The 18,916-nt window shown below is 57.6% G+C and carries 20 protein-coding genes and 1 tRNA gene; 13 read left to right on the top strand and 8 right to left on the bottom strand.

Features of this window, described 5'->3' with window-relative positions:
* Positions 1 to 24: 24 nt before the first annotated feature.
* The 5 genes from ABJM11_RS09640 (at position 25) to ABJM11_RS09620 (ending at position 4,378) form a co-directional block, all read left to right on the top strand.
* Complete coding sequence (locus ABJM11_RS09640; RefSeq protein WP_348296144.1) at positions 25 to 1,122, top strand: multifunctional CCA tRNA nucleotidyl transferase/2'3'-cyclic phosphodiesterase/2'nucleotidase/phosphatase; 1,098 nt, start codon at positions 25 to 27, stop codon at positions 1,120 to 1,122.
* 32 nt (positions 1,123 to 1,154) lie between these two features.
* Positions 1,155 to 1,901: a pteridine reductase gene (locus ABJM11_RS09635; RefSeq protein ID WP_348296145.1), complete on the top strand. Its 747-nt coding sequence runs from the start codon at positions 1,155 to 1,157 to the stop codon at positions 1,899 to 1,901.
* 90 nt (positions 1,902 to 1,991) lie between these two features.
* Positions 1,992 to 3,170 carry an acetyl-CoA C-acetyltransferase gene (locus ABJM11_RS09630; protein WP_348296146.1) on the top strand — a complete coding sequence of 393 codons (1,179 nt, stop codon included), beginning with the start codon at positions 1,992 to 1,994 and terminating at the stop codon, positions 3,168 to 3,170.
* Between the two features lie 7 nt (positions 3,171 to 3,177).
* On the top strand, positions 3,178 to 3,642 hold the full coding sequence (trmL, locus tag ABJM11_RS09625; RefSeq protein ID WP_348296147.1) for a tRNA (uridine(34)/cytosine(34)/5-carboxymethylaminomethyluridine(34)-2'-O)-methyltransferase TrmL: 465 nt from the start codon (positions 3,178 to 3,180) through the stop codon (positions 3,640 to 3,642).
* A complete protein-coding gene (locus ABJM11_RS09620) occupies positions 3,620 to 4,378 on the top strand; it encodes a hypothetical protein (RefSeq protein ID WP_348296148.1) in 759 nt (252 codons plus the stop codon). Before trmL ends, ABJM11_RS09620 begins: the two co-directional genes overlap by 23 nt.
* Positions 4,379 to 4,453: 75 nt before the next feature.
* On the opposite strand, the gene secB is transcribed toward ABJM11_RS09620, so the two are convergent.
* Together secB and ABJM11_RS09610 are read right to left on the bottom strand one after the other, a co-directional pair.
* Positions 4,454 to 4,954, bottom strand: a complete 501-nt coding sequence (secB, locus tag ABJM11_RS09615; RefSeq protein WP_348296149.1) for a protein-export chaperone SecB — start codon at positions 4,952 to 4,954, stop codon at positions 4,454 to 4,456.
* Positions 4,955 to 5,096: 142 nt separating this feature from the next.
* The gene (locus ABJM11_RS09610; RefSeq protein WP_348296150.1) at positions 5,097 to 5,513 is read right to left on the bottom strand and encodes a rhodanese-like domain-containing protein; all 417 of its coding nucleotides are present in this window, start codon (positions 5,511 to 5,513) and stop codon (positions 5,097 to 5,099) included.
* A 146-nt stretch (positions 5,514 to 5,659) separates the two neighbouring features.
* On the opposite strand from ABJM11_RS09610, the gene gpmM reads away from it, so the two are divergent.
* The 4 genes from gpmM (at position 5,660) to ABJM11_RS09590 (ending at position 10,670) form a co-directional block, all read left to right on the top strand.
* Entirely contained in the window at positions 5,660 to 7,207 is a 1,548-nt protein-coding gene (gene gpmM / locus ABJM11_RS09605; RefSeq protein ID WP_348296151.1) for a 2,3-bisphosphoglycerate-independent phosphoglycerate mutase, read from the top strand.
* On the top strand, positions 7,204 to 8,340 hold the full coding sequence (locus ABJM11_RS09600; RefSeq protein WP_407069988.1) for a murein hydrolase activator EnvC family protein: 1,137 nt from the start codon (positions 7,204 to 7,206) through the stop codon (positions 8,338 to 8,340). The genes gpmM and ABJM11_RS09600 overlap by 4 nt, the downstream gene beginning before the upstream one ends.
* A gap of 105 nt (positions 8,341 to 8,445) precedes the next feature.
* Complete coding sequence (locus ABJM11_RS09595; RefSeq protein WP_348296152.1) at positions 8,446 to 9,843, top strand: S41 family peptidase; 1,398 nt, start codon at positions 8,446 to 8,448, stop codon at positions 9,841 to 9,843.
* An 11-nt stretch (positions 9,844 to 9,854) separates the two neighbouring features.
* Entirely contained in the window at positions 9,855 to 10,670 is an 816-nt protein-coding gene (locus tag ABJM11_RS09590) for a divergent polysaccharide deacetylase family protein (RefSeq protein WP_407069990.1), read from the top strand.
* Positions 10,671 to 10,684: 14 nt separating this feature from the next.
* Here the strand turns inward: ABJM11_RS09590 and hisF are convergent, their stop codons facing one another.
* The 5 genes from hisF to ABJM11_RS09565 all read right to left on the bottom strand — a co-directional run bounded on the left by hisF (position 10,685) and on the right by ABJM11_RS09565 (position 14,057).
* The gene (hisF, locus tag ABJM11_RS09585) at positions 10,685 to 11,458 is read right to left on the bottom strand and encodes an imidazole glycerol phosphate synthase subunit HisF (protein ID WP_348296154.1); all 774 of its coding nucleotides are present in this window, start codon (positions 11,456 to 11,458) and stop codon (positions 10,685 to 10,687) included.
* Between the two features lie 8 nt (positions 11,459 to 11,466).
* Positions 11,467 to 12,204 (bottom strand): 1-(5-phosphoribosyl)-5-[(5-phosphoribosylamino)methylideneamino]imidazole-4-carboxamide isomerase, encoded by a 738-nt coding sequence (gene hisA, locus ABJM11_RS09580; protein ID WP_348296155.1) that lies wholly within the window; start codon positions 12,202 to 12,204, stop codon positions 11,467 to 11,469.
* Positions 12,198 to 12,839 (bottom strand): imidazole glycerol phosphate synthase subunit HisH, encoded by a 642-nt coding sequence (gene hisH, locus ABJM11_RS09575; protein ID WP_348296156.1) that lies wholly within the window; start codon positions 12,837 to 12,839, stop codon positions 12,198 to 12,200. The genes hisA and hisH overlap by 7 nt, the downstream gene beginning before the upstream one ends.
* 49 nt (positions 12,840 to 12,888) lie before the next feature.
* Positions 12,889 to 13,482, bottom strand: coding sequence for an imidazoleglycerol-phosphate dehydratase HisB (hisB, locus tag ABJM11_RS09570; protein WP_348296157.1), 594 nt, complete (start codon positions 13,480 to 13,482; stop codon positions 12,889 to 12,891).
* 113 nt (positions 13,483 to 13,595) lie between these two features.
* Complete coding sequence (locus ABJM11_RS09565) at positions 13,596 to 14,057, bottom strand: SRPBCC family protein (protein WP_348296158.1); 462 nt, start codon at positions 14,055 to 14,057, stop codon at positions 13,596 to 13,598.
* 197 nt (positions 14,058 to 14,254) lie between these two features.
* Between ABJM11_RS09565 and ABJM11_RS09560 the strand changes: the two genes are divergently transcribed.
* The 4 genes from ABJM11_RS09560 to ABJM11_RS09545 all read left to right on the top strand — a co-directional run bounded on the left by ABJM11_RS09560 (position 14,255) and on the right by ABJM11_RS09545 (position 18,021).
* Positions 14,255 to 16,450, top strand: coding sequence for an AsmA family protein (locus ABJM11_RS09560; RefSeq protein ID WP_348296159.1), 2,196 nt, complete (start codon positions 14,255 to 14,257; stop codon positions 16,448 to 16,450).
* Positions 16,450 to 17,514: an A/G-specific adenine glycosylase gene (mutY, locus tag ABJM11_RS09555; RefSeq protein ID WP_348296160.1), complete on the top strand. Its 1,065-nt coding sequence runs from the start codon at positions 16,450 to 16,452 to the stop codon at positions 17,512 to 17,514. The genes ABJM11_RS09560 and mutY overlap by 1 nt, the downstream gene beginning before the upstream one ends.
* Before the next feature lie 52 nt (positions 17,515 to 17,566).
* Complete coding sequence (locus ABJM11_RS09550) at positions 17,567 to 17,839, top strand: oxidative damage protection protein (protein WP_348296161.1); 273 nt, start codon at positions 17,567 to 17,569, stop codon at positions 17,837 to 17,839.
* Between the two features lie 106 nt (positions 17,840 to 17,945).
* Positions 17,946 to 18,021 (top strand) — tRNA-Phe (locus ABJM11_RS09545).
* Positions 18,022 to 18,514: 493 nt separating this feature from the next.
* Here ABJM11_RS09545 and ABJM11_RS22500 read toward each other — a convergent pair.
* Positions 18,515 to 18,781 (bottom strand): hotdog domain-containing protein, encoded by a 267-nt coding sequence (locus ABJM11_RS22500; RefSeq protein WP_407069987.1) that lies wholly within the window; start codon positions 18,779 to 18,781, stop codon positions 18,515 to 18,517.
* Between the last annotated feature and the right edge of the window lie 135 nt (positions 18,782 to 18,916).

Here is an 18,916-nt window from a genome sequence, read left to right as displayed (position 1 = left end):
CCCACACGGAGCATTACCCGATTCATGAAGACCTACCTGGTTGGCGGCGCCGTACGTGATGAACTTCTTGGTCTGCCGGTAAAGGACCGGGACTGGGTGGTCACCGGAGCCACACCGGACGAAATGCTGGAGCAGGGCTTCAAGCAGGTAGGCGCCGATTTTCCGGTGTTCCTTCACCCCGATACACGGGAAGAATATGCGCTGGCGCGAACGGAGCGAAAACAGGGGCGGGGCTATCACGGGTTCACCGTCTACAGCGCACCGGACGTCACCCTGGAAGAGGATCTCAAGCGGCGGGACCTGACCATCAATGCCATGGCAAAATCCACCGACGGCGAACTGGTGGACCCATTCGGAGGCCGCGAAGACATCCACACCCGTAGCCTGCGCCACGTGTCCGAAGCCTTTGCCGAAGACCCTCTGCGCATTCTCCGCACAGCGCGTTTTGCAGCCCGGTTGCAACCCCTGGGATTTACCGTGGCAAAGCCCACCATGCGGTTGATGCAGGAAATGATCAAAGCGGGTGAGGTCGAACATCTGGTGCCCGAACGGGTCTGGCAGGAAATCCTGCGCGCCCTGCACGAAAATGAACCCGGTACGTTTTTCGATGTGCTCCGGGATTGCGGTGCGCTGGCGACTATTATCCCGGAACTGGACCGGGGCCACACCTATTCAGCAGCACTGGAAGCAGTGCGTTGTGTCCATTGCAACTCAGGCTCAACCAATGCCCGCTTCGCTGCCCTGCTGTCGCCACTGGCTCCGAACGAAGCCCGCAAACGGGCCGCGCAACTAAAAGCCCCGAACGACTGTCAGGACCTGGCTCGCCTCACCACCAGCCTGCTGCCACAGATTCTGGCCATGCCCGGGCATCAGGCGGAAGCGCTGCTCGAGGTACTCGACGAAGCCGATGTATGGCGCCGCGCCAGCCGTTTTAAAGAATTGCTGCAGGCACTGAACTGCGCCCTTCCCGACGCCGAACGGGAAAAACTGGGGTGGCTGGAGGAAGCAAACCAGGCAGCCACAGCTGTTCAGGCAAAAGAGCTGATGGCACGGGGGTATAGCGGAAAAGAACTGGGCCAGGCAATCCGGAACGAACGGTTGCGGCGTATTTCTGAACTCTGAGCTGAATCCCAATCGACACAGTGAGAGAAACCATGGACGCACCCACCCCTGTTGCACTGATCACCGGAGCGGCCCATCGCCTGGGCGCGCACACGGCCAGGCATCTCCATCACCGTGGCTGGAACCTGGTAATTCATTATCGCACCCGCGAGGCGCAGGCGTATTCTCTCTGCAAAGAGCTGAACAACGTCAGGGCCGGGTCCGCGGTTGCCATCCAGGCTGACCTGTCTAATCCCGGGGAAGCCGAAACGCTGGGTACCGAAGCGGTTTCCATCTGGGGACGCCTGGATGGACTGGTCAACAATGCGTCTGTTTTTTACCCCAACCCCACAACACAGGCCACCTCCGACGACTGGGAGGCAATCATGAACACCAACCTGCGCGCCCCCTTCCTCCTGGGCCAGACCTGCCTGCCTGCGCTGAAACAATCCCATGGTGCCATCGTGAACATGATCGATATCTACAGCCAGCGCCCGCTGGCCGACCACCCGCTTTACTGCGCCAGTAAATCCGGCCTCGCTTCGCTGACTCTGTCCTGGGCAAAAGACCTGGCACCGGAAGTCCGGGTTAACGGCATCTCCCCGGGCGCTATCCTCTGGCCCGAGGGCGAGGCAGCCATTGACGAGACCTATCAGCAGAGCATCCTGGCCAGGACGCCACTGGCTCGCACCGGAGCGCCGGAGGACATTGCCGGCGCCATTGCCTTTTTCCTTTGTGATGCGCCGTTTGTAACCGGCCAGATACTGGCGGTGGATGGTGGTCGCAGCCTTAATATGTGAGCCGATTAGACCGGTGCGCTTTGGCCTACCCCGGCTTTCCGATACAATGCGGAAAGCCTTTTAATCCTGCCCGCAAACCGGAGAGACCTCATGCGTGATGTTGTTATCGTAGCCGCCAAACGTACCGCCGTCGGAAGCTTTGGCGGCGGGCTTTCCAGCCTCCGTGCCGATCAGCTCGGCAGCGCCGTTATCAAGGCCCTGCTGGAAGAGTCCGGCGTTTCCGCCGACCAGGTCAACGAAGTGGTCCTGGGCCAGGTGCTGACGGCTGGCTGCGGCCAGAACCCGGCGCGCCAGGCATCCATCAATGCCGGCATTCCCACCTCGGTGCCTGCCATGACCATCAACAAGGTGTGCGGCTCAGGCCTCAAGGCTGTGCATATGGCGGTTCAGGCCATCCGTTGTGGCGATGCCGAGCTGATGATTGCAGGCGGTCAGGAAAGTATGAGCCAGGCTCCCCACGTGCTTCCCGACAGCCGCAACGGTCAGCGCATGGGCAACTGGACCATGGTGGATACCATGATCAAGGACGGCTTGTGGGACGCCTTCAATGACTACCATATGGGCGCCACCGCAGAGAACATCGTGGAAAAATACGGCATTACCCGCGAAGAGCAGGACGAGTTTGCCGCTGCTTCTCAACAGAAAGCTGCAGCAGCAAGGGACGCCGGTTATTTCGACAGCCAGATTGTTCCCGTCACCATTCCCCAGCGCAAGGGCGACCCGCTGATCGTCGACAAAGACGAGTCCCCCCGTGCCGGCGTTACCGCCGAAAGCCTGGGCAAGCTACGCCCGGCGTTCAGCAAGGATGGCACCGTCACCGCAGGAAACGCGTCTTCTCTTAACGACGGTGCCGCCGCGGTTATAGTCTGCAGTGCCGACAAGGCCAGAGAGCTGGGCCTTACGCCACTGGCTACCATCAGGGCCCATGCCAATGCGGGTGTTGATCCCACCATTATGGGCACTGGCCCTATCCCGGCCAGCCAACGCTGCCTGAAACTGGCTGGTTGGTCGGTCGATGACCTGGACCTTGTGGAAGCCAATGAAGCTTTTGCAGCCCAGGCCATTTCCGTTAACCGGGACCTCGGCTGGGACACGGCAAAGGTCAATGTGAATGGCGGCGCTATTGCACTGGGCCATCCGATCGGAGCCTCCGGCTGCCGGATTCTGGTCAGCCTGCTCCACGAAATGGCTCGACGGGATGCGAAAAAGGGTCTGGCCACCCTGTGTATCGGCGGCGGCATGGGTGTAGCCCTCGCTGTAGAGCGCTGATCGCCGGATGCTGAATGTGGTGTTGTTTGAGCCCGAGATACCGCCGAATACCGGCAATATCATCAGGCTCTGTGCCAACACCGGCTGCCGCCTGCACCTGGTTGAGCCCCTGGGCTTTACCCTTGAAGACAAGCAGATGCGACGGGCGGGGCTGGACTATAGCGAGTACGCAACAGTCACGGTTCACCCGGACTACAAGAGCTTTCTGGACAGCGAACAGCCGGCGCGGCTGTTCGGACTGACCACCAAAGGCTCCCGTGGATATCATGAAGTGACATACCAGAAGGGTGATTATCTGATGTTTGGCCCGGAAACCCGGGGCCTGCCAGCAGGCATTCGCCAGGCACTTCCGGACGCACACTGCCTGAGAGTGCCGATGCGCCCGGAAAGCCGCAGCCTCAATCTGTCCAATACGGTTGCGCTGGTGGTCTATGAAGCATGGAGACAGCTTGATTTTGAAGGAGCTCAATAACCACCCCCAGGCCGCAATGCTGACCCTTGCAGCCGTTCTGTTGCTGTTCGCATCCAGCGCCTGGCCCCATAACAGAAATGCCGAAAAATCGAGAGAAAATACCCGGGTTATAACCACCCCCTCAATCACATCCGAGGTCTCGGTGGTACTGGGCAAAAAAATTGTCCGGCAGCTTTACGCCCGCTGCGGGCTTACCATCAGCTATCTGGACGTGCCCGCAGCCCGGGCCGTTATGATGGCGGAAAAAAGCCAGTCAGACGGTGAACTTGCACGCATCCCCATGGCCGTAAAGGAAGGTGCCCCCCTGCTCCCGTTGCATGTTCCGATCGAAACAGCGCGGCTGGTTCCCCTGTTCCTCAACACCGAATCAGCGAAAACACACACCAGCCTGACCGGTACGCGCGTCGGCTTTCTCAACGGTTACCGTATGATTGCTGCGGTATTGCCCGAGGATGCTACTCAGGTCGCCACAGCCGATACCTTTCAGCTGATCAGCCTGCTTAAACGCCAACGAATTGATGTAGCGTTGACGCTGGAATGGGACGCACTGGCCGCCAGGCACCACAATCCGGAGATGGTGATTGGCCAACCGGTGCTGGAGTCCCCCATCTATCACTGGGTACACGAATCCCGGCAAGAAGATATCCCCTGCCTGTCTGAGGCTCTCAGCGACATGAAGGCAAGCGGGGAACTTCAGCGCATAATCCGGGAAGGCATCGAATCGAGCTCGCCATAACGAGCTCTCCATAAAAAGAAACCCCCACTGGCGTATGCGCCGGTGGGGGTTTCTTTGCTCCGGAGTAAGGCAGGCTCAGTGAGTCTGCTCTTCCTTGGACTCGCCAGCGGCCTCTTCCTGCTTGCGCTTGAGCGCCTGGGCGTATATGGCATCGAAGTTCACCGGTGCCAGCATCAGCGCCGGGAAGCTGCCTTTACCAACTACTCCATCAATGGCTTCCCGTGCATAAGGGAACAGGATATTCGGGCAGTACGCGCCCAGCATCTGACCGAGCTGCGGGCCTTCAATACCCTTCACCAGGAACACGCCGGCCTGCTGGATCTCCACGATGTAGGCAACCTTTTCGTCGACCTTCGCCGTCACCGTCAAAGACAGAACCACTTCATACTGGTTATCGCTGACCTTGTTATGGGCCGTGTTGAGGTCCAGATTGACCTGCGGCTTCCACTGGTCCTGAAAAACCGTGGGTGAGTTCGGGGACTCGAACGACAGATCCTTCACGTAAATACGCTGAAGCGCAAACTGAGGTTGTGTCTGGTTTTCGTTGCCTGCTGCGGCCTGCTCATTTTCAGCCATTTTCAGTCCTTTCTTCGATTAAGGGGGCAACCAGGGCCCATTATTATGTTGGATGCTGCCGGAACAGTTTAATGCCTGGCTCCGCCTGCTGATGTGAAACAGTGCGACAGTTTACCGTTCAGTTCAAGGCCCTGGTAGCTGGTTACTTCTTCACCAGCGGCAGATTGCTGCCTTTCCAGTCGGCGATTCCACCATTCAGACGAACCACATTGGTGTAGCCTTCAGCATTGAGCTGCTTGACGGCCATGGCGGAATGCTGGCCCATCTTGTCAGCCACGATAATCTGCTTATCCTTGAACTTCTTCAGCTCCGACGCACGGCTTTTGATACTATTGAGGGGAATATTGATTGCACCGGTAATCCGGCCCTCGTTAAAATCCTTGCGGTCACGGATGTCGACAACAACAGCTTCATCGCGGTTGATCAGGTTTACCGCGCCCTGCGCCGAGATTTTCGCACCGCCACGGCGGGATTCCAGCACCAGAATGGCAAGCAGGAAAGCGACAAACAGAGACACCAGAATGTAATGGTTAACCGCGAATTCGAACACCCTTTCCATGAAAACACCTTGCTGAATAGTTTGTGGCGGGATTATACACACCCTGCTCCACTGACAGAAGATAAGCGAGGTGGCCGGGGGGTGCGAAAATGTTTAGAATCAATGTTCGTTTTAGTAAATTTACCAAACCACCATCGGATTAAGTGATGACTGCCACGCGTAAGCCTACTGCACTGATTATTCTTGACGGCTGGGGTCACCGTGACCCGGCGGACGATAATGCCATCAGCAACGCCAATACGCCATTCTGGGATAAACTCTGGAAAAATCAGCCAAAAACACTGATCAACACGTCCGGAATGTTTGTTGGCCTGCCCCAGGGCCAGATGGGTAACTCCGAAGTAGGCCACATGAATCTCGGTGCTGGACGGGTGGTTTATCAAAGCCTGACACGCATCGACAAGGACGTGGAAGAAGGTACTTTTACGCAAAACCCCACTCTGTGCAGCGCCATGGACAAGGCCATCAGTAGTGGCCGCGCCGTTCACCTGATGGGCCTTCTCTCCCCCGGTGGTGTGCACAGCCACGAAGGCCACATTCTGGCTGCTGCGGAAATGGCTGCGGAGCGAGGCGCAAAAGAAGTCTACATCCACGCCTTCCTCGATGGACGCGACATGCCACCCCGCAGTGCCATGGCGTCACTGGAGAAAGCCGCTACCAAACTGAAGAACCTGGGGGTTGGCCGGGTAGCCTCCATTGTCGGCCGCTACTATGCGATGGACCGTGACAACCGCTGGGACCGGGTTGAAGAGGCCTACAATGTCATGACGCTGGGAGAGGCCGAGTTCACGACAGCCGATCCGGTAACGGCGCTGGAACAGGCCTATGAACGGGGAGAGAATGACGAGTTCGTCAAGGCGACTCGCATCAAGGCCAGTGGCGACACCGAAGGCACCATCAACGATGGCGATACCGTGATATTCATGAACTTCCGGGCTGACCGCGCCCGGGAGATGACACGGTGCTTTGTGGAGACGGACTTTGACGGCTTTGACCGCCGAAAGCATCCGGAACTGGCCGACTTTGTGATGCTCACCGAGTATGCTGCGGACATCAAAACGTCCTGCGCCTATCCGCCGGAGCAACTGACCAACGGGCTGGGCGAATACGTTTCCAGGCAGGGCAAAACCCAACTGCGGATTGCCGAAACCGAGAAGTACGCCCACGTTACTTTCTTCTTCAACGGCGGCATGGAAACACCGTTCGAAGGTGAAGACAGGATTCTGGTGCCGTCCCCGAAAGTAGCCACCTACGACCTGCAGCCCGAGATGAGCGCGCCGGAGGTGACGGACAAGTTGGTGGAAGCGATCAAGAGCGGCAGATATGACCTGGTGGTGTGCAACTACGCCAACGGCGACATGGTCGGCCACACCGGCAAGCTGGACGCCGCCATCAAGGCAGCCGAGTGCATTGACCAGTGTGTTTCCCGCATCACCGAAGCTCTTGAACAAGTGGGTGGTGAAGCGTTGATTACGGCCGACCACGGCAATTGCGAACAAATGACCGACCCCAGTTCCGGCCAGGTTCATACCGCCCATACCATCGGACCGGTACCTCTGGTCTATGTGGGCCCCCGCAAGGTCTCCCTCAAGGATGACGGCAGCCTGAGCGATGTGGCCCCTACCCTGCTAAGCCTGATGGGCCTTGAACAGCCGGCGGAAATGTCAGGCCACAGCCTGGTGAAGATCGATTGATTGCCCGTCTGTGGCTGGCGCTGGCACTGCTTGCAGCTGCCACGCCGGCACTGGCGGAGCAACAGGTCACGCCTGGCCAGATAAAAGCACTCCGGGAAGAGATCGCCGAGATCGACGAATGGCTTGCTGATGCCGAAGAGGATCGCTCGTCGCTTGAGCGACAGCTCTCCGGACTGGAGCAGGAAATCGGCCGCCTTACCCGCGAACGCAGGGAACTGCGCCAACAGGCCCAGGACCAGCAACAGCGTCTCAATCAGCTTGCCGAAGAAGAGGCTGAACTGACGCGAACCCTGGACAGTCAGCGCGACAGCCTGAAAAAACAGATCCGCGCCGCCTGGATGGAGGGCGATGCGCCCGCCGTGAAAGTCCTGCTCAACGAGATAGACCCGGACAAGATCGCCCGCACCATGACCTACTACGAATACCTCAGCCGCGATACTATCGAACGGCTGGAGGCATTCGCAGCCAACCTCCGCCAACTTAGGAGCACCCAGAAACAGGTCAAGGCAGGCCGACTGCGCCTGGCTGAACTGGAGCAGGACGTGGCGGACCGGCAACAAAAGCTGAACAACAGCAAAAGCGAACGGGAACAAACCCTGACTGCTCTCAAGGCCGACATCAGTGACCGCAGGAGTGAGCGCCAGGAACTGGAAGCAGACCGGAGTCGGCTGGAAAAACTGCTGAAAGAGGTGGAAGAGGCCATCGCCAGCATTCCCACCCCCAATGAATCAGATCCCTTCCGGTCACTGCGGAATAAACTGCCCTGGCCGGCAGACGGCAAGGTTGCCAGCAAGTTCGGGGACAGCTATGCCGGCGGCAAGCTGCGTTACAACGGTCTGCTGATCAATACCGATGAAGCGAGCGATGTCAAAGCGGTTCACTATGGCCGAGTCGTCTTTGCCAACTGGCTCAGGGGTTTTGGCCTGATCACCATCCTGGATCACGGTGACGGCTACATGACCCTCTACGGGCATAGCAGCAGCCTGTACACCAGCCCGGGAGACTGGGTGGAAGCTGGCGAGGCCATTGCCCAGGCTGGCCGCACCGGCGGCACTGATGAGCCGGCGGTATACTTCGAGATCCGCCACAACGGCAAACCGGATAACCCGCATCGCTGGCTTGGCAATCGCTGAAACGGGTCGTGGTATCCTAAAGGCTGACAAATCAGTCTGGTAACGCCATACTGTCCTGCAATACACGGGAACCAATCAGTCATCGGAACAACACAGGATATGTGAATGAGACGGGTAAGACGTTTTAACCACGCCCCAACCATGAGCGCACTCGCTCTTGCCTCTTGCCTGACCGCCCTGCCCGGCCTGATTCATGCCCAGCAACCCGATGAAGAGACCCGGCGCCTGCTGGAGGGTATCCAGCATGGCGAGCAGGTTGAAATAGAACTTCCGGACCCGGAAGAACAACTGCCCCTTGAAGACCTGCGCAAGTTCGCCGAAGTATTCGGTCGCATCAAGGATGCCTACGTGGAAGAAGTGGATGATCGCAGGCTTCTGGAAAGTGCCATCAAGGGCATGCTCTCGGATCTGGACCCTCACTCCACCTACCTTGCCCCGAAAGACTACGAACAACTGGAAGAAAGCACCTCCGGAGAGTTCGGAGGCCTGGGTATCGAAGTGGGCATGGAAGACGGTTTCGTCAAGGTGATTTCTCCCATCGACGACACCCCGGCCCAGAAAGCCGGCGTCCAGGCCGGTGACCTGATCATCAAACTTGGCGACCAGCCGGTCAAGGGCATGTCCCTGGAGGAAGCCGTCAAGCTGATGCGTGGCAAACCCGGCACTGTGCTTACACTCACGATCATGCGTGAAGGGGAATCCGCGCCCATTGAGATCGATGTAAAGCGCGACATCATCAAGGTTACCAGCATCAAGTCCCGCATCATCGAGAACGGGTATGGTTATGTTCGGATTACCCAGTTCCAGGCAGATACGGGCTCCCAGTTCACCACGGCGCTTGAAGACCTTGAAAAGGAACATGGCAGCGACCTGGATGGCCTGATTATCGACCTGCGCAACAATCCGGGTGGCATCCTGCAAGCCGCTGTTGAAGCGGCAGACGCCCTGCTCGATGAAGGACTGATTGTTTACACCGAAGGCCGGATCCAGAGCTCGCGCCTGCGCTTCAATGCCAAGCCGGGCGATATAATGCCGAATACGGCCATTGTGGTCCTCATCAATGGCGGCTCGGCATCAGCTTCTGAAATTCTTGCAGGCGCACTGCAGGATCAGGAACGTGCAGTGGTCATGGGCACCCAGTCGTTTGGCAAGGGTAGCGTGCAAACCGTTATCCCCCTGGATGAAACCCATGCCATCAAGATGACCACCGCCCGCTATTACACCCCGGACGGTCGCTCAATCCAAGCCAAGGGCATCAAACCGGACATTGAAGTGAAGCCGGCCCAACTGACCGAACTGGACAGCCAGCCCTTCTTCACAGAGGCAGACCTGAGCGGACATCTTGAGGGCCAGGATGAAGAAGAACAGGACGCCAGGGAAGAAGAAAGCGAAGAGACCGCTCCCGCAAATCAGGACTACCAGTTGCGCTCGGCACTGAACCTGCTCAAGGGCCTGAGCATCCTTAACAAGCGCAACATACCAGAACAGGGAAGCGCGGATTGAAAGTAGCAACTATGCTGCTTGCCGCGATTCTCGCGGTGGCAGCACCGGCCAGTTCAGCGCAGGAGCGGAATAACCCGCAGCCGGTTCCACCCACCATCGCCATTATCATCGATGACATGGGGCACAACCTCACAGAGGGCCGCAGGCTGATAGGACTGGAGCAGCCTATCACCCTCGCCTTCCTGCCCTACCGTCGACATACCACGGAACTGGCGGAGCATGCGCACCGCCGGCAGAAAGAGATCATGCTTCACGCTCCCATGGCCAACACCCGCAATATTGGCCTTGGCGCCGGCGGCCTGAATTCCGGCATGGACAAAAACAGTATGGCAACGACCCTGCGCCGCGCCCTACAGTCCATTCCTCATGTCCGTGGGGTGAACAATCACATGGGCAGCCTGCTTACCCAGCAGCTCGACGCCATGGACTGGGTAATGTCGGAACTGGACCACTACCCCGTCTATTTCGTCGACAGCCGCACCATTGCCTCTTCCATCGCTGGTGAAGTGGCCGCGGCCTATCGTATCCCCACCCTCACCCGCGATGTCTTCCTCGACCATGAACAGACCGAGGAGTACGTGGACAAGCAGTTCCGGCTGCTGATTAGAAGGGCAAAAGAGAACGGTAGTGCGGTTGGCATCGGCCATCCCCACAAGGTAACGGTGGATTATCTGGAGAAGCGTTTACCGGAGCTGGATGAAGAGGGCATCGCCATCGCCACCGTTAGCGCGGTGTGGGCCATGAGGAATGGTAACCGCCCAATGTTTGCGGAAGGCGAGAAGCGGGCAATTCGGCCGGCGCTGGCAAAACAGAGCAGGTCGGATTAGGCAAGGCCCAAAGCTTATTCCCGAACCTCAATCCCCTGCGCCTTCATGAACGCCTTGGCTTCCGGAATGGTATGCTGCCCGAAGTGAAAGATAGACGCCGCCAGAACCGCATCGGCACGACCCTCTGTCACACCATCCGCCAGGTGCTGAAGCTCGCCCACACCACCTGAAGCGATCACCGGCACTGACACCGCGTCACTGATGGCTCGCGTCAGCCCCAGATCAAACCCGACCTTGGTACCGTCCCGGTCCATACTGGTTAACAACAGCTCACCCGCACCCATAGCAGTCATCTTGCGAGCCCATTCCACCGCATCCAGCCCTGTGGGCTTGCGACCCCCGTGGGTATAAATCTCCCAGCGCGGCACTTCACCCTCACCACTGACCCGCTTGGCATCGATCGCCACCACAATGCACTGGCTGCCAAAGCGGTCGGCGGCTTCGCGAACGAATTCGGGATTGAAGACCGCAGCGGTGTTGATCGAAACCTTGTCCGCCCCGGCATTCAGTAGCTTGCGGATATCTTCCACGGTGCGCACGCCCCCGCCAACCGTGAGCGGGATAAACACTTCAGCGGCCATGCGCTCAACCGTTTCGTAGGTGGTGTCGCGGCTTTCATGGCTGGCGGTAATGTCCAGGAAAGTGATTTCGTCGGCGCCCTGCTCGTTATATTTGCGGGCCACTTCCACCGGGTCACCGGCATCGCGGATATCAACAAAGTTTACGCCTTTCACAACGCGGCCTTTGTCTACGTCCAGGCAGGGAATAATGCGTTTCGCCAGAGCCATAATTTGTCTTACCCCTTGAGGCTGTCACAGAAGGCCTGGGCTTCCGCTACGTCCAGCGTGCCTTCATAGATGGCACGGCCAGTGATCGCACCGAGGATGCCCTTGTCGGCCACGGTAGCCAGACGCTTGAGATCGTCCATGTTGGTGACGCCGCCAGAGGCGATTACGGGAATACCGCCTTCTTCCGCCAGCGCTGCCGTGGCTTCCACGTTAACGCCCTGCATCATGCCGTCGCGGCTGATATCGGTGTAAACAATCGCGTCCACACCATCATTGGCGAAACGTCTGGCCAGGTCAGTCGCCATGACTTCGGATACTTCCGCCCAGCCATCGGTCGCAACGCGACCGTCTTTGGCATCCAGGCCAACGATAATATGGCCGGGGAATTTCTTGCACATCTCGGTGACGAATTCCGGTTCCTTGACAGCCTTGGTGCCGATAATCACCCACTGTACGCCAGCCTTCAGGTAGGCCTCAATGGTTTCGGCCGAGCGGATGCCACCGCCAATCTGAATGGGCAGGTCCGGGTATTTGCGGGCGATGGCCTGGACGATTTCACCGTTGACCGGTTCACCTGCAAAGGCACCATTCAGGTCCACCAGATGCAGACGACGGGCGCCGGCGTCTACCCAGCGGGTTGCCATGTCGACGGGGTCGTCACCAAAAACGGTGGAGTCGTCCATGCGGCCCTGGCGCAGCCTTACGCACTTGCCGTCTTTCAAGTCTATGGCCGGGATAATCAGCATTTTCCAGTCCAGTTGGTAAAGTTTTTCAGTAACTGCAGTCCCGCCCGTGCACTTTTTTCAGGGTGGAACTGCACCGCAAAGATATTATCTCTTGCCACCGCTGCCGCCAGGTCGACACCGTAGTGGGTGCGGCCGGCAATGTCCGGATTGCCTTCCGCTTCGGCGTAATAGCTGTGCACGAAATAGAAACGGTCGCCATCGGGAATGTCATGCCAGAGCGGATGGTCCATGGTCTGGTGGACTTCGTTCCAGCCCATGTGGGGCACTTTCAGGCGCTCGCCGTTTTCGGTGAGGTTGTCGCCGAAGAAACGCACTTCCGACTGGAACAGGTCGATACAGTCCACCCAGCCGTTTTCCTCGCTGCGGGACATCAGTGCCTGCATGCCAACACAGATGCCGAGCAAGGGCCGGTCCGCGGACACTTCCCGTACCAGGTCATCAATGCCCAGGCGGCGGATTTCCGCCATGCAGTCGCGGATGGCACCCACGCCCGGCAGGATCACCCGGTCTGCACCGCGGATCTGGCCGGCGTTGTCGGTGACCAGTACTCGGGTGTCCGGCGCTACGTGCTCAACCGCTTTGCTGACGGAATGAAGGTTCCCCATGCCGTAGTCGATAATGGCAACGGTTTTCATGTGAAGAGAGACTTCCTGAATCGTGGTTCTTTTTGAGCCCGGGAGTCGCTTACAGCGACCCCTTGGTGGACGGTGTGATACCCGCCATGCGCTCATCCATTTCTATCGCCATGCGCAGGGCGCGACCGAAAGCCTTGAACACGGTTTCAATCTGGTGATGGGTGTTCTTGCCCTTCAGGTTGTCGATGTGCAGGGTAACCATGGAATGGTTTACAAAGCCCTGGAAGAACTCTGCAAACAGGTCCACGTCAAAACCACCAACAGCGCCGCGGGTGTAGGGTACATCCATCATCAGGCCCGGGCGGCCGGAGAGGTCGATCACCACGCGGGACAAGGCTTCGTCCAGCGGCACGTAAGCGTGACCATAACGACGGATGCCTTTCTTGTCGCCAACAGCCTGCTTGAACGCCTGGCCGAGGGTGATGCCAATATCTTCCACGGTGTGGTGGTCGTCGATGTGCAGATCACCCCTGGAGACGATGTTCAGATCCACCAGCCCGTGGCGCGCGATCTGGTCCATCATGTGTTCAAGGAAGGGCACACCGGTGTCGAAACTGGACTTGCCGGTGCCGTCGAGATCGATCTCGACCGTGATCTGTGTTTCCAGGGTATTTCGTTCTACCCGAGCCTTGCGTTCGGCCATGGAGACTCCAAAGTCATCAATCGGCAAATGCCGGAAAAGTGTCTGCGGACATTATACCTTTTATCCCTTCCCGCGTCCCGTAACAGCCTTTATGGAGGTGATAGCCGCAGGCCTCAGAACGCTTTTTTCAGATTGTTCATGTAGGTATCAACCAGGCTGTTGAACTCATGCTTGATTACCGGGCTGATCGCCAGTTTCAGCAGGCTCGGCAGTGGCACGGTCAGCTCGGCGCTGGTCTGGAACTTCACTGAGGTGGTGTTATCGTCTTTCGCCTTTAAGGTCCAGGAGCCTTTGACTACGCCATTACCCTCGCCTTTCACCGGCTCCCAGGTGATTTTGCCGTTATCCTTGTCGGCGTAATACTTACAGGCGTAAATGGACTGGATGGCATGCTTGTCCACTCCAACCTTTTCCATTTCCCAGCGGTAGGTGTTGTCGCCCAGATCCACCAGGTTATGCACCTTGGGAAAATGGCTGGCTGATTTCGGAACGTCTGCCAGCAGATCAAAGACCTCATCATACCCGGCCGGCAGATCCAGCTCACGGTTAAGCTCAATAGAGACAGTAATAGCCACTGCTTGCTCCTTTTTATCGTTGTAAGACGCGCAATACGTTGTCGTATGAAAAATCGTATAGAAACAAGGTGCCTATTTTGGCTGATCACTAACGCATTGTCATACATCCAGGCTTTTATTTTGTTACCCCTGGGTTATGCTTGAGCTAACAATTCTCTCATTCCCCGGACAAGAATTAACGGAAGGACGCCAGAATCATGAAAGCTGTTCGTTATGTGGCTCTCGCCATAGTGGGCTTGATCATCCTTGCCATTGCCGCTGTGGCTGTTGCCGTCGCCGTCATTGACCCCAACACCTACAAGCCGCAGATTGAAAAGGCCGTTGAAAGCAGCACCAACCTCGAATTGATTCTGGCTGGCGATATAGGCTGGTCGTTCATCCCACTGGGACTGGAACTCAATGACGTGGAGGCCACCCTGGAAGACGAGCGCCTTGTTCGCCTTGACCAACTGGTGGCCCAGCTCAGCTTCTGGTCGCTGGTGACCATGTCACCCCGGGTAGACACCTTCCTGCTGAACGGCCTGGACGCCAACCTGTCGGTGGACGAAGACGGCAACGGCAACTGGACACGGATCATGCCGGAAGGCGAGGCCAAACCGGAGCAGGAAGAGACCGCACCGGAGGAGACAGCCGACCAGAGCACCGGCGAGGCCGAGCCCCTGAACTTCAATGTGGAAAGCGTGGAAATCAGCAATGCCCGCGTTCATTACGAGGACAAGGGCACAGGCCAGGCTTTCACCCTGGAAGATTTCACCTTGAATGCCAGCGAAATCACCCTGGGTTCCAGCTTCCCGCTGAGCGTGGCCTTCCGGTTTGCCACCAATCAGCCTCAGCTTGAAGTAGATGGCGATATCAGTGCCCGCCTCGCAGCCAATGAAGCGCTGAATGAGTTTGGAGTGTCGGATCTCAAAGCCACTTTTGACATGAGCGGCGAACCTTTGGGAGGCGAATCCGTCCGTGCCGAACTGGCTGGCTCACTGGAAGCCAACCTGGAAAACGAAACCGCCACCCTCAGTGGCTTCACCGCCAGTCTGGCCGACTTTACGCTGAACACCGATCTGTCCGTGAACGGTTTTGGCGACCAGCCCAAGCTTGAGGGCAGCCTGAGCATCGACGAATTCTCATTGAAGGCTCTGCTGGCCGCCCTGGGCCAGCCCGCGATTGAAACAGAAGATCCTGAGGTGATGAAGGCCATTGCCTTCTCCACCAACATCGGCGGCCCTGCAGGTACCGTTGAGCTCAGCGATCTTGCCATTACCCTGGACGACACCACGTTCAAAGGGAGTGCAAGCTATGGCTTCACCAACAGCGCCATTGGCCTGAAACTGAATGGAGACGCCATCAATGCTGACCGCTACCTGCCCCCTGCCAGCGATGAGGAAAAAGCCGCCAACCAGGAGCAGGAACAGCCACAGGACAGCTCTTCCGGAAGCAGCCCCGCGGAAGAAGGCGAACTGTTACCCCTGGAAACCCTGCACTCACTGGCTCTGGACATCAACCTGGGATTGGGCGAACTGATTGTCAGCAACCTCACCATCAATGAGATCAACTCCGCGATCACCGCCCGGGACGGACTGTTGAAAGTGGAGGATTTCAGTGGCCAACTCTATTACGGATCGTTTGATTCGACTGTAACCCTGGACGCCCGTACGGATAATCCGCAGTGGACCGTCACCAAAGACATCAAGGACGTACAGACATTGCCGCTGCTCGCTGACCTTGCCGATGTGGACATGCTATCCGGTGGCGCCAACATGGCCGTCAATGTCAAAACCACCGGCAACCGTATTTCAGACCTGCGCAGCAATGCCAAAGGTGAGATCAACTTCAACCTGGCTGAAGGCGAATTCACCCGGATGAACCTTACCCGCATGGCGTGCCAGGGCATTGCCCTTGCCAACCAGGAACAGCTGGGCAGCTCGGGCTGGGGCACCAGCACCCCGTTCAATGACATGAAGGGCACGCTCAGGATTGACGGCAATACGCTGAACAATACCAACCTAGTGGCTGCGCTGGCGGGCATGAGACTGGAGGGTGACGGTACCGTGGACCTGGCTGCCTCCGAGCTCGATTATGAAATTGGCCTGCGCATCGTCGGTGAGATACACCGGGATGAAGCCTGCCGGGTGACCGAATACGTTGAAGACGTGGTCATTCCTGTCGAGTGCCGTGGCGACTATACCGAAGACCCGGCCGGCCTTTGCTCCTTCGACGGCTCACGCTTCCGCGACACACTGAAAACCATCGCTGCCAACGCAGCAAAAGCGAAAGCGCGGGAAAAGGTGGACGAGGCAAAAGCCAAAGCCGAAGAGAAGGTGTCCGAGAAACTGCAGGAAAAACTGGGCGAAGAAGGCGAACAGGTGAAAGACGCCCTGAAAGGACTCTTTAAATAATGAGGGACGGCTTTGCCTGCAAACTTCTGACCTGGTACGACACCAACGGCAGGCACGACCTGCCCTGGCACCATGACCGGAACCCATACCGCGTGTGGGTTTCGGAAATCATGCTGCAGCAGACCCAGGTAACCACCGTTATCCCCTACTTCGAAGCCTTTATGCAGCGGTTTCCGGATGTGGAAGCGCTTGCTTCTGCCCCCGTGGACGATGTGCTCAGCCATTGGTCCGGCCTTGGCTATTATGCCCGCGCCCGCAACCTGCAAAAGGCTGCCCGGAAAGTGGTGGAAGAGCACGGGGGTCAGTTCCCAGAGAATCTCGAACAACTGCAGGCACTGCCAGGCATTGGCCGCTCTACCGCTGCCGCCATCCTGGCCCAGGCCCACCAGCAGCGTGCCGCGATACTGGATGGCAACGTAAAGCGGGTTCTGGCCCGCTACCACGCCATTGCCGGCTGGCCCGGCAAGACCAACGTACTGAACCGGCTCTGGGAGCGTGCCGAAGAGCACACGCCCAACGAGCGCATCCGCGACTACACCCAGGCCATCATGGACCTGGGCGCAATGGTCTGCACCCGCAGCCGCCCCACGTGCGAAAGCTGTCCGCTACAGGCCGGATGCGACGCCTACGCCAAAGGCGAGATCAGCCTCTACCCCGGTTCCAAGCCCAAGAAGATCAAACCCGAGAAAACCACCTGGATGGTAATACTGGAAGACCACCAGGGACGCATCCTGCTGGAACGCAGGCCTCCCAGTGGCATCTGGGGAGGACTGTGGAGCCTGCCAGAGCTTGACCCGGCCTACAGCCCGGAAGAACTGCCGGAGGCCTGCGAACAGGCCTTCGGCTTTAATTGCGGTGAACCGGAGCTCACCAGCGGCTTTCGCCATACCTTCAGCCACTACCATCTTCACATTCAGCCAGCGCGGCTGACCGTTCACAGCTCTGGGCAGGTCAACGACACCGACAATCAACAATGGATTCACCGTGACCAGGCCCTAACCCTGGGCCTGCCTGCGCCCATCCGCACTCTGCTGACGTCTCCGGAACAAACCGTCCTGCTCTGATCTGTTATCATCCCTGCAGATTCAGCAACACGACCTCCAAACAGGAGCAGACATGAGCCGCACCGTATTCTGTCGCAAATACCAGGAAGAACTCGAAGGCCTGGACTTCCCGCCAATGCCCGGCAAGAAAGGCGAAGACATCTACGAGAACGTCAGCAAGAAAGCCTGGGAAGAATGGCAAGCCCAGCAGACCATGCTGATCAACGAAAAGCACCTGAGCCTGATGGACCCCAATACCCGCAAGTACCTGCAGGCGCAGATGGAACGCTTCTTCAACAACGAGCCGTTCGACAAGGCCGAAGGTTATGTTCCGCCGGAGGACTAGTCCCGCAACCTGCGGAAGCGCCTATTAAAATTTTCCCGGAACAACCTTGACTCAGGCAACCTAAACCGGTTTAATAGCGCCCCGTTGCACAGCAGTAGCGCAACACGCCCGGATAGCTCAGTTGGTAGAGCAGGGGATTGAAAATCCCCGTGTCGGTGGTTCGATTCCGCCTCCGGGCACCACTAATATCAAGCCGAATCAAGAACTTACCATGAGCAAGAGTTGATTCGGCTTTTTAGTTTCTGGCGACGCCAATACGCTCTAAGACGTTGGTTTACGCTGGATTACATTGGCGCCCTTCCCCTCCATTCCCCCTTCTAAATACCTTCAAACTACTGGAGGTATAAGTGAATACTGCAACAAAGAAACGTACAAGATTCCTAATTCAGTGCGCAACTGAAGGCATAGAAGTAGTAACAGAATTTTCGTAGGGTGACCGGAGAAGCTTCAGGAATTCGCCGACAAAATGGGGCAAGTGAGATCTATGGCAAAAAGAACCAAATGCACATCAACGCTTCAATCTCCCGTGCCTCTTTAGGAAAGGCCGTTGAAATGAGATCGTCACAAAACCTAAGACATAAGAGATTGTTGGAAATTGAGTATGGTTTTTATCGATGCTCAATTGAAATTAGACTCCTTGAACCACCACACATATTGTACTGCGGGAAAGCTGAGCTAATTTCGAGCATCTTGCGCAAGATTGTGACGACGGAAGCTGCCGGAGGCTGTTGCCACTATGACACCTTCCTCCCCAATCAACTCCGCATTCGAAAAAAAGATTCGCCGCCCCCCTCCTACCCGCCGTGCCCTAGCTATTAGGGAACCTTTGGTAGCTTTGGCCATGAAGTGGACTGTAAGGGATATTGTCGCTGCACGTACTTCCTCTGACTCGGAGTTCGAGTAAGAGCCACTATACCCACAAGCCACATCTAATAGCTGCATATTCCGGCCCATCGTGACCGCCCATTCCGTTTGAACGTGACCGCCCGTTCCGGGTGATCGTGACCGCTCATTCCGTTTTATCGTGACCGATTTTGGACGTTTTTCCGGAATCGCTGGTCACGATGCCGGAATCCC

Origin of the sequence: Marinobacter sp., from assembly GCF_039977835.1 — a bacterium.
In the GTDB taxonomy this organism is placed as follows: domain Bacteria; phylum Pseudomonadota; class Gammaproteobacteria; order Pseudomonadales; family Oleiphilaceae; genus Marinobacter.
Note: the sequence above shows the minus strand (reverse complement) of the source record. Positions and strands in the feature narration are given on the sequence as shown.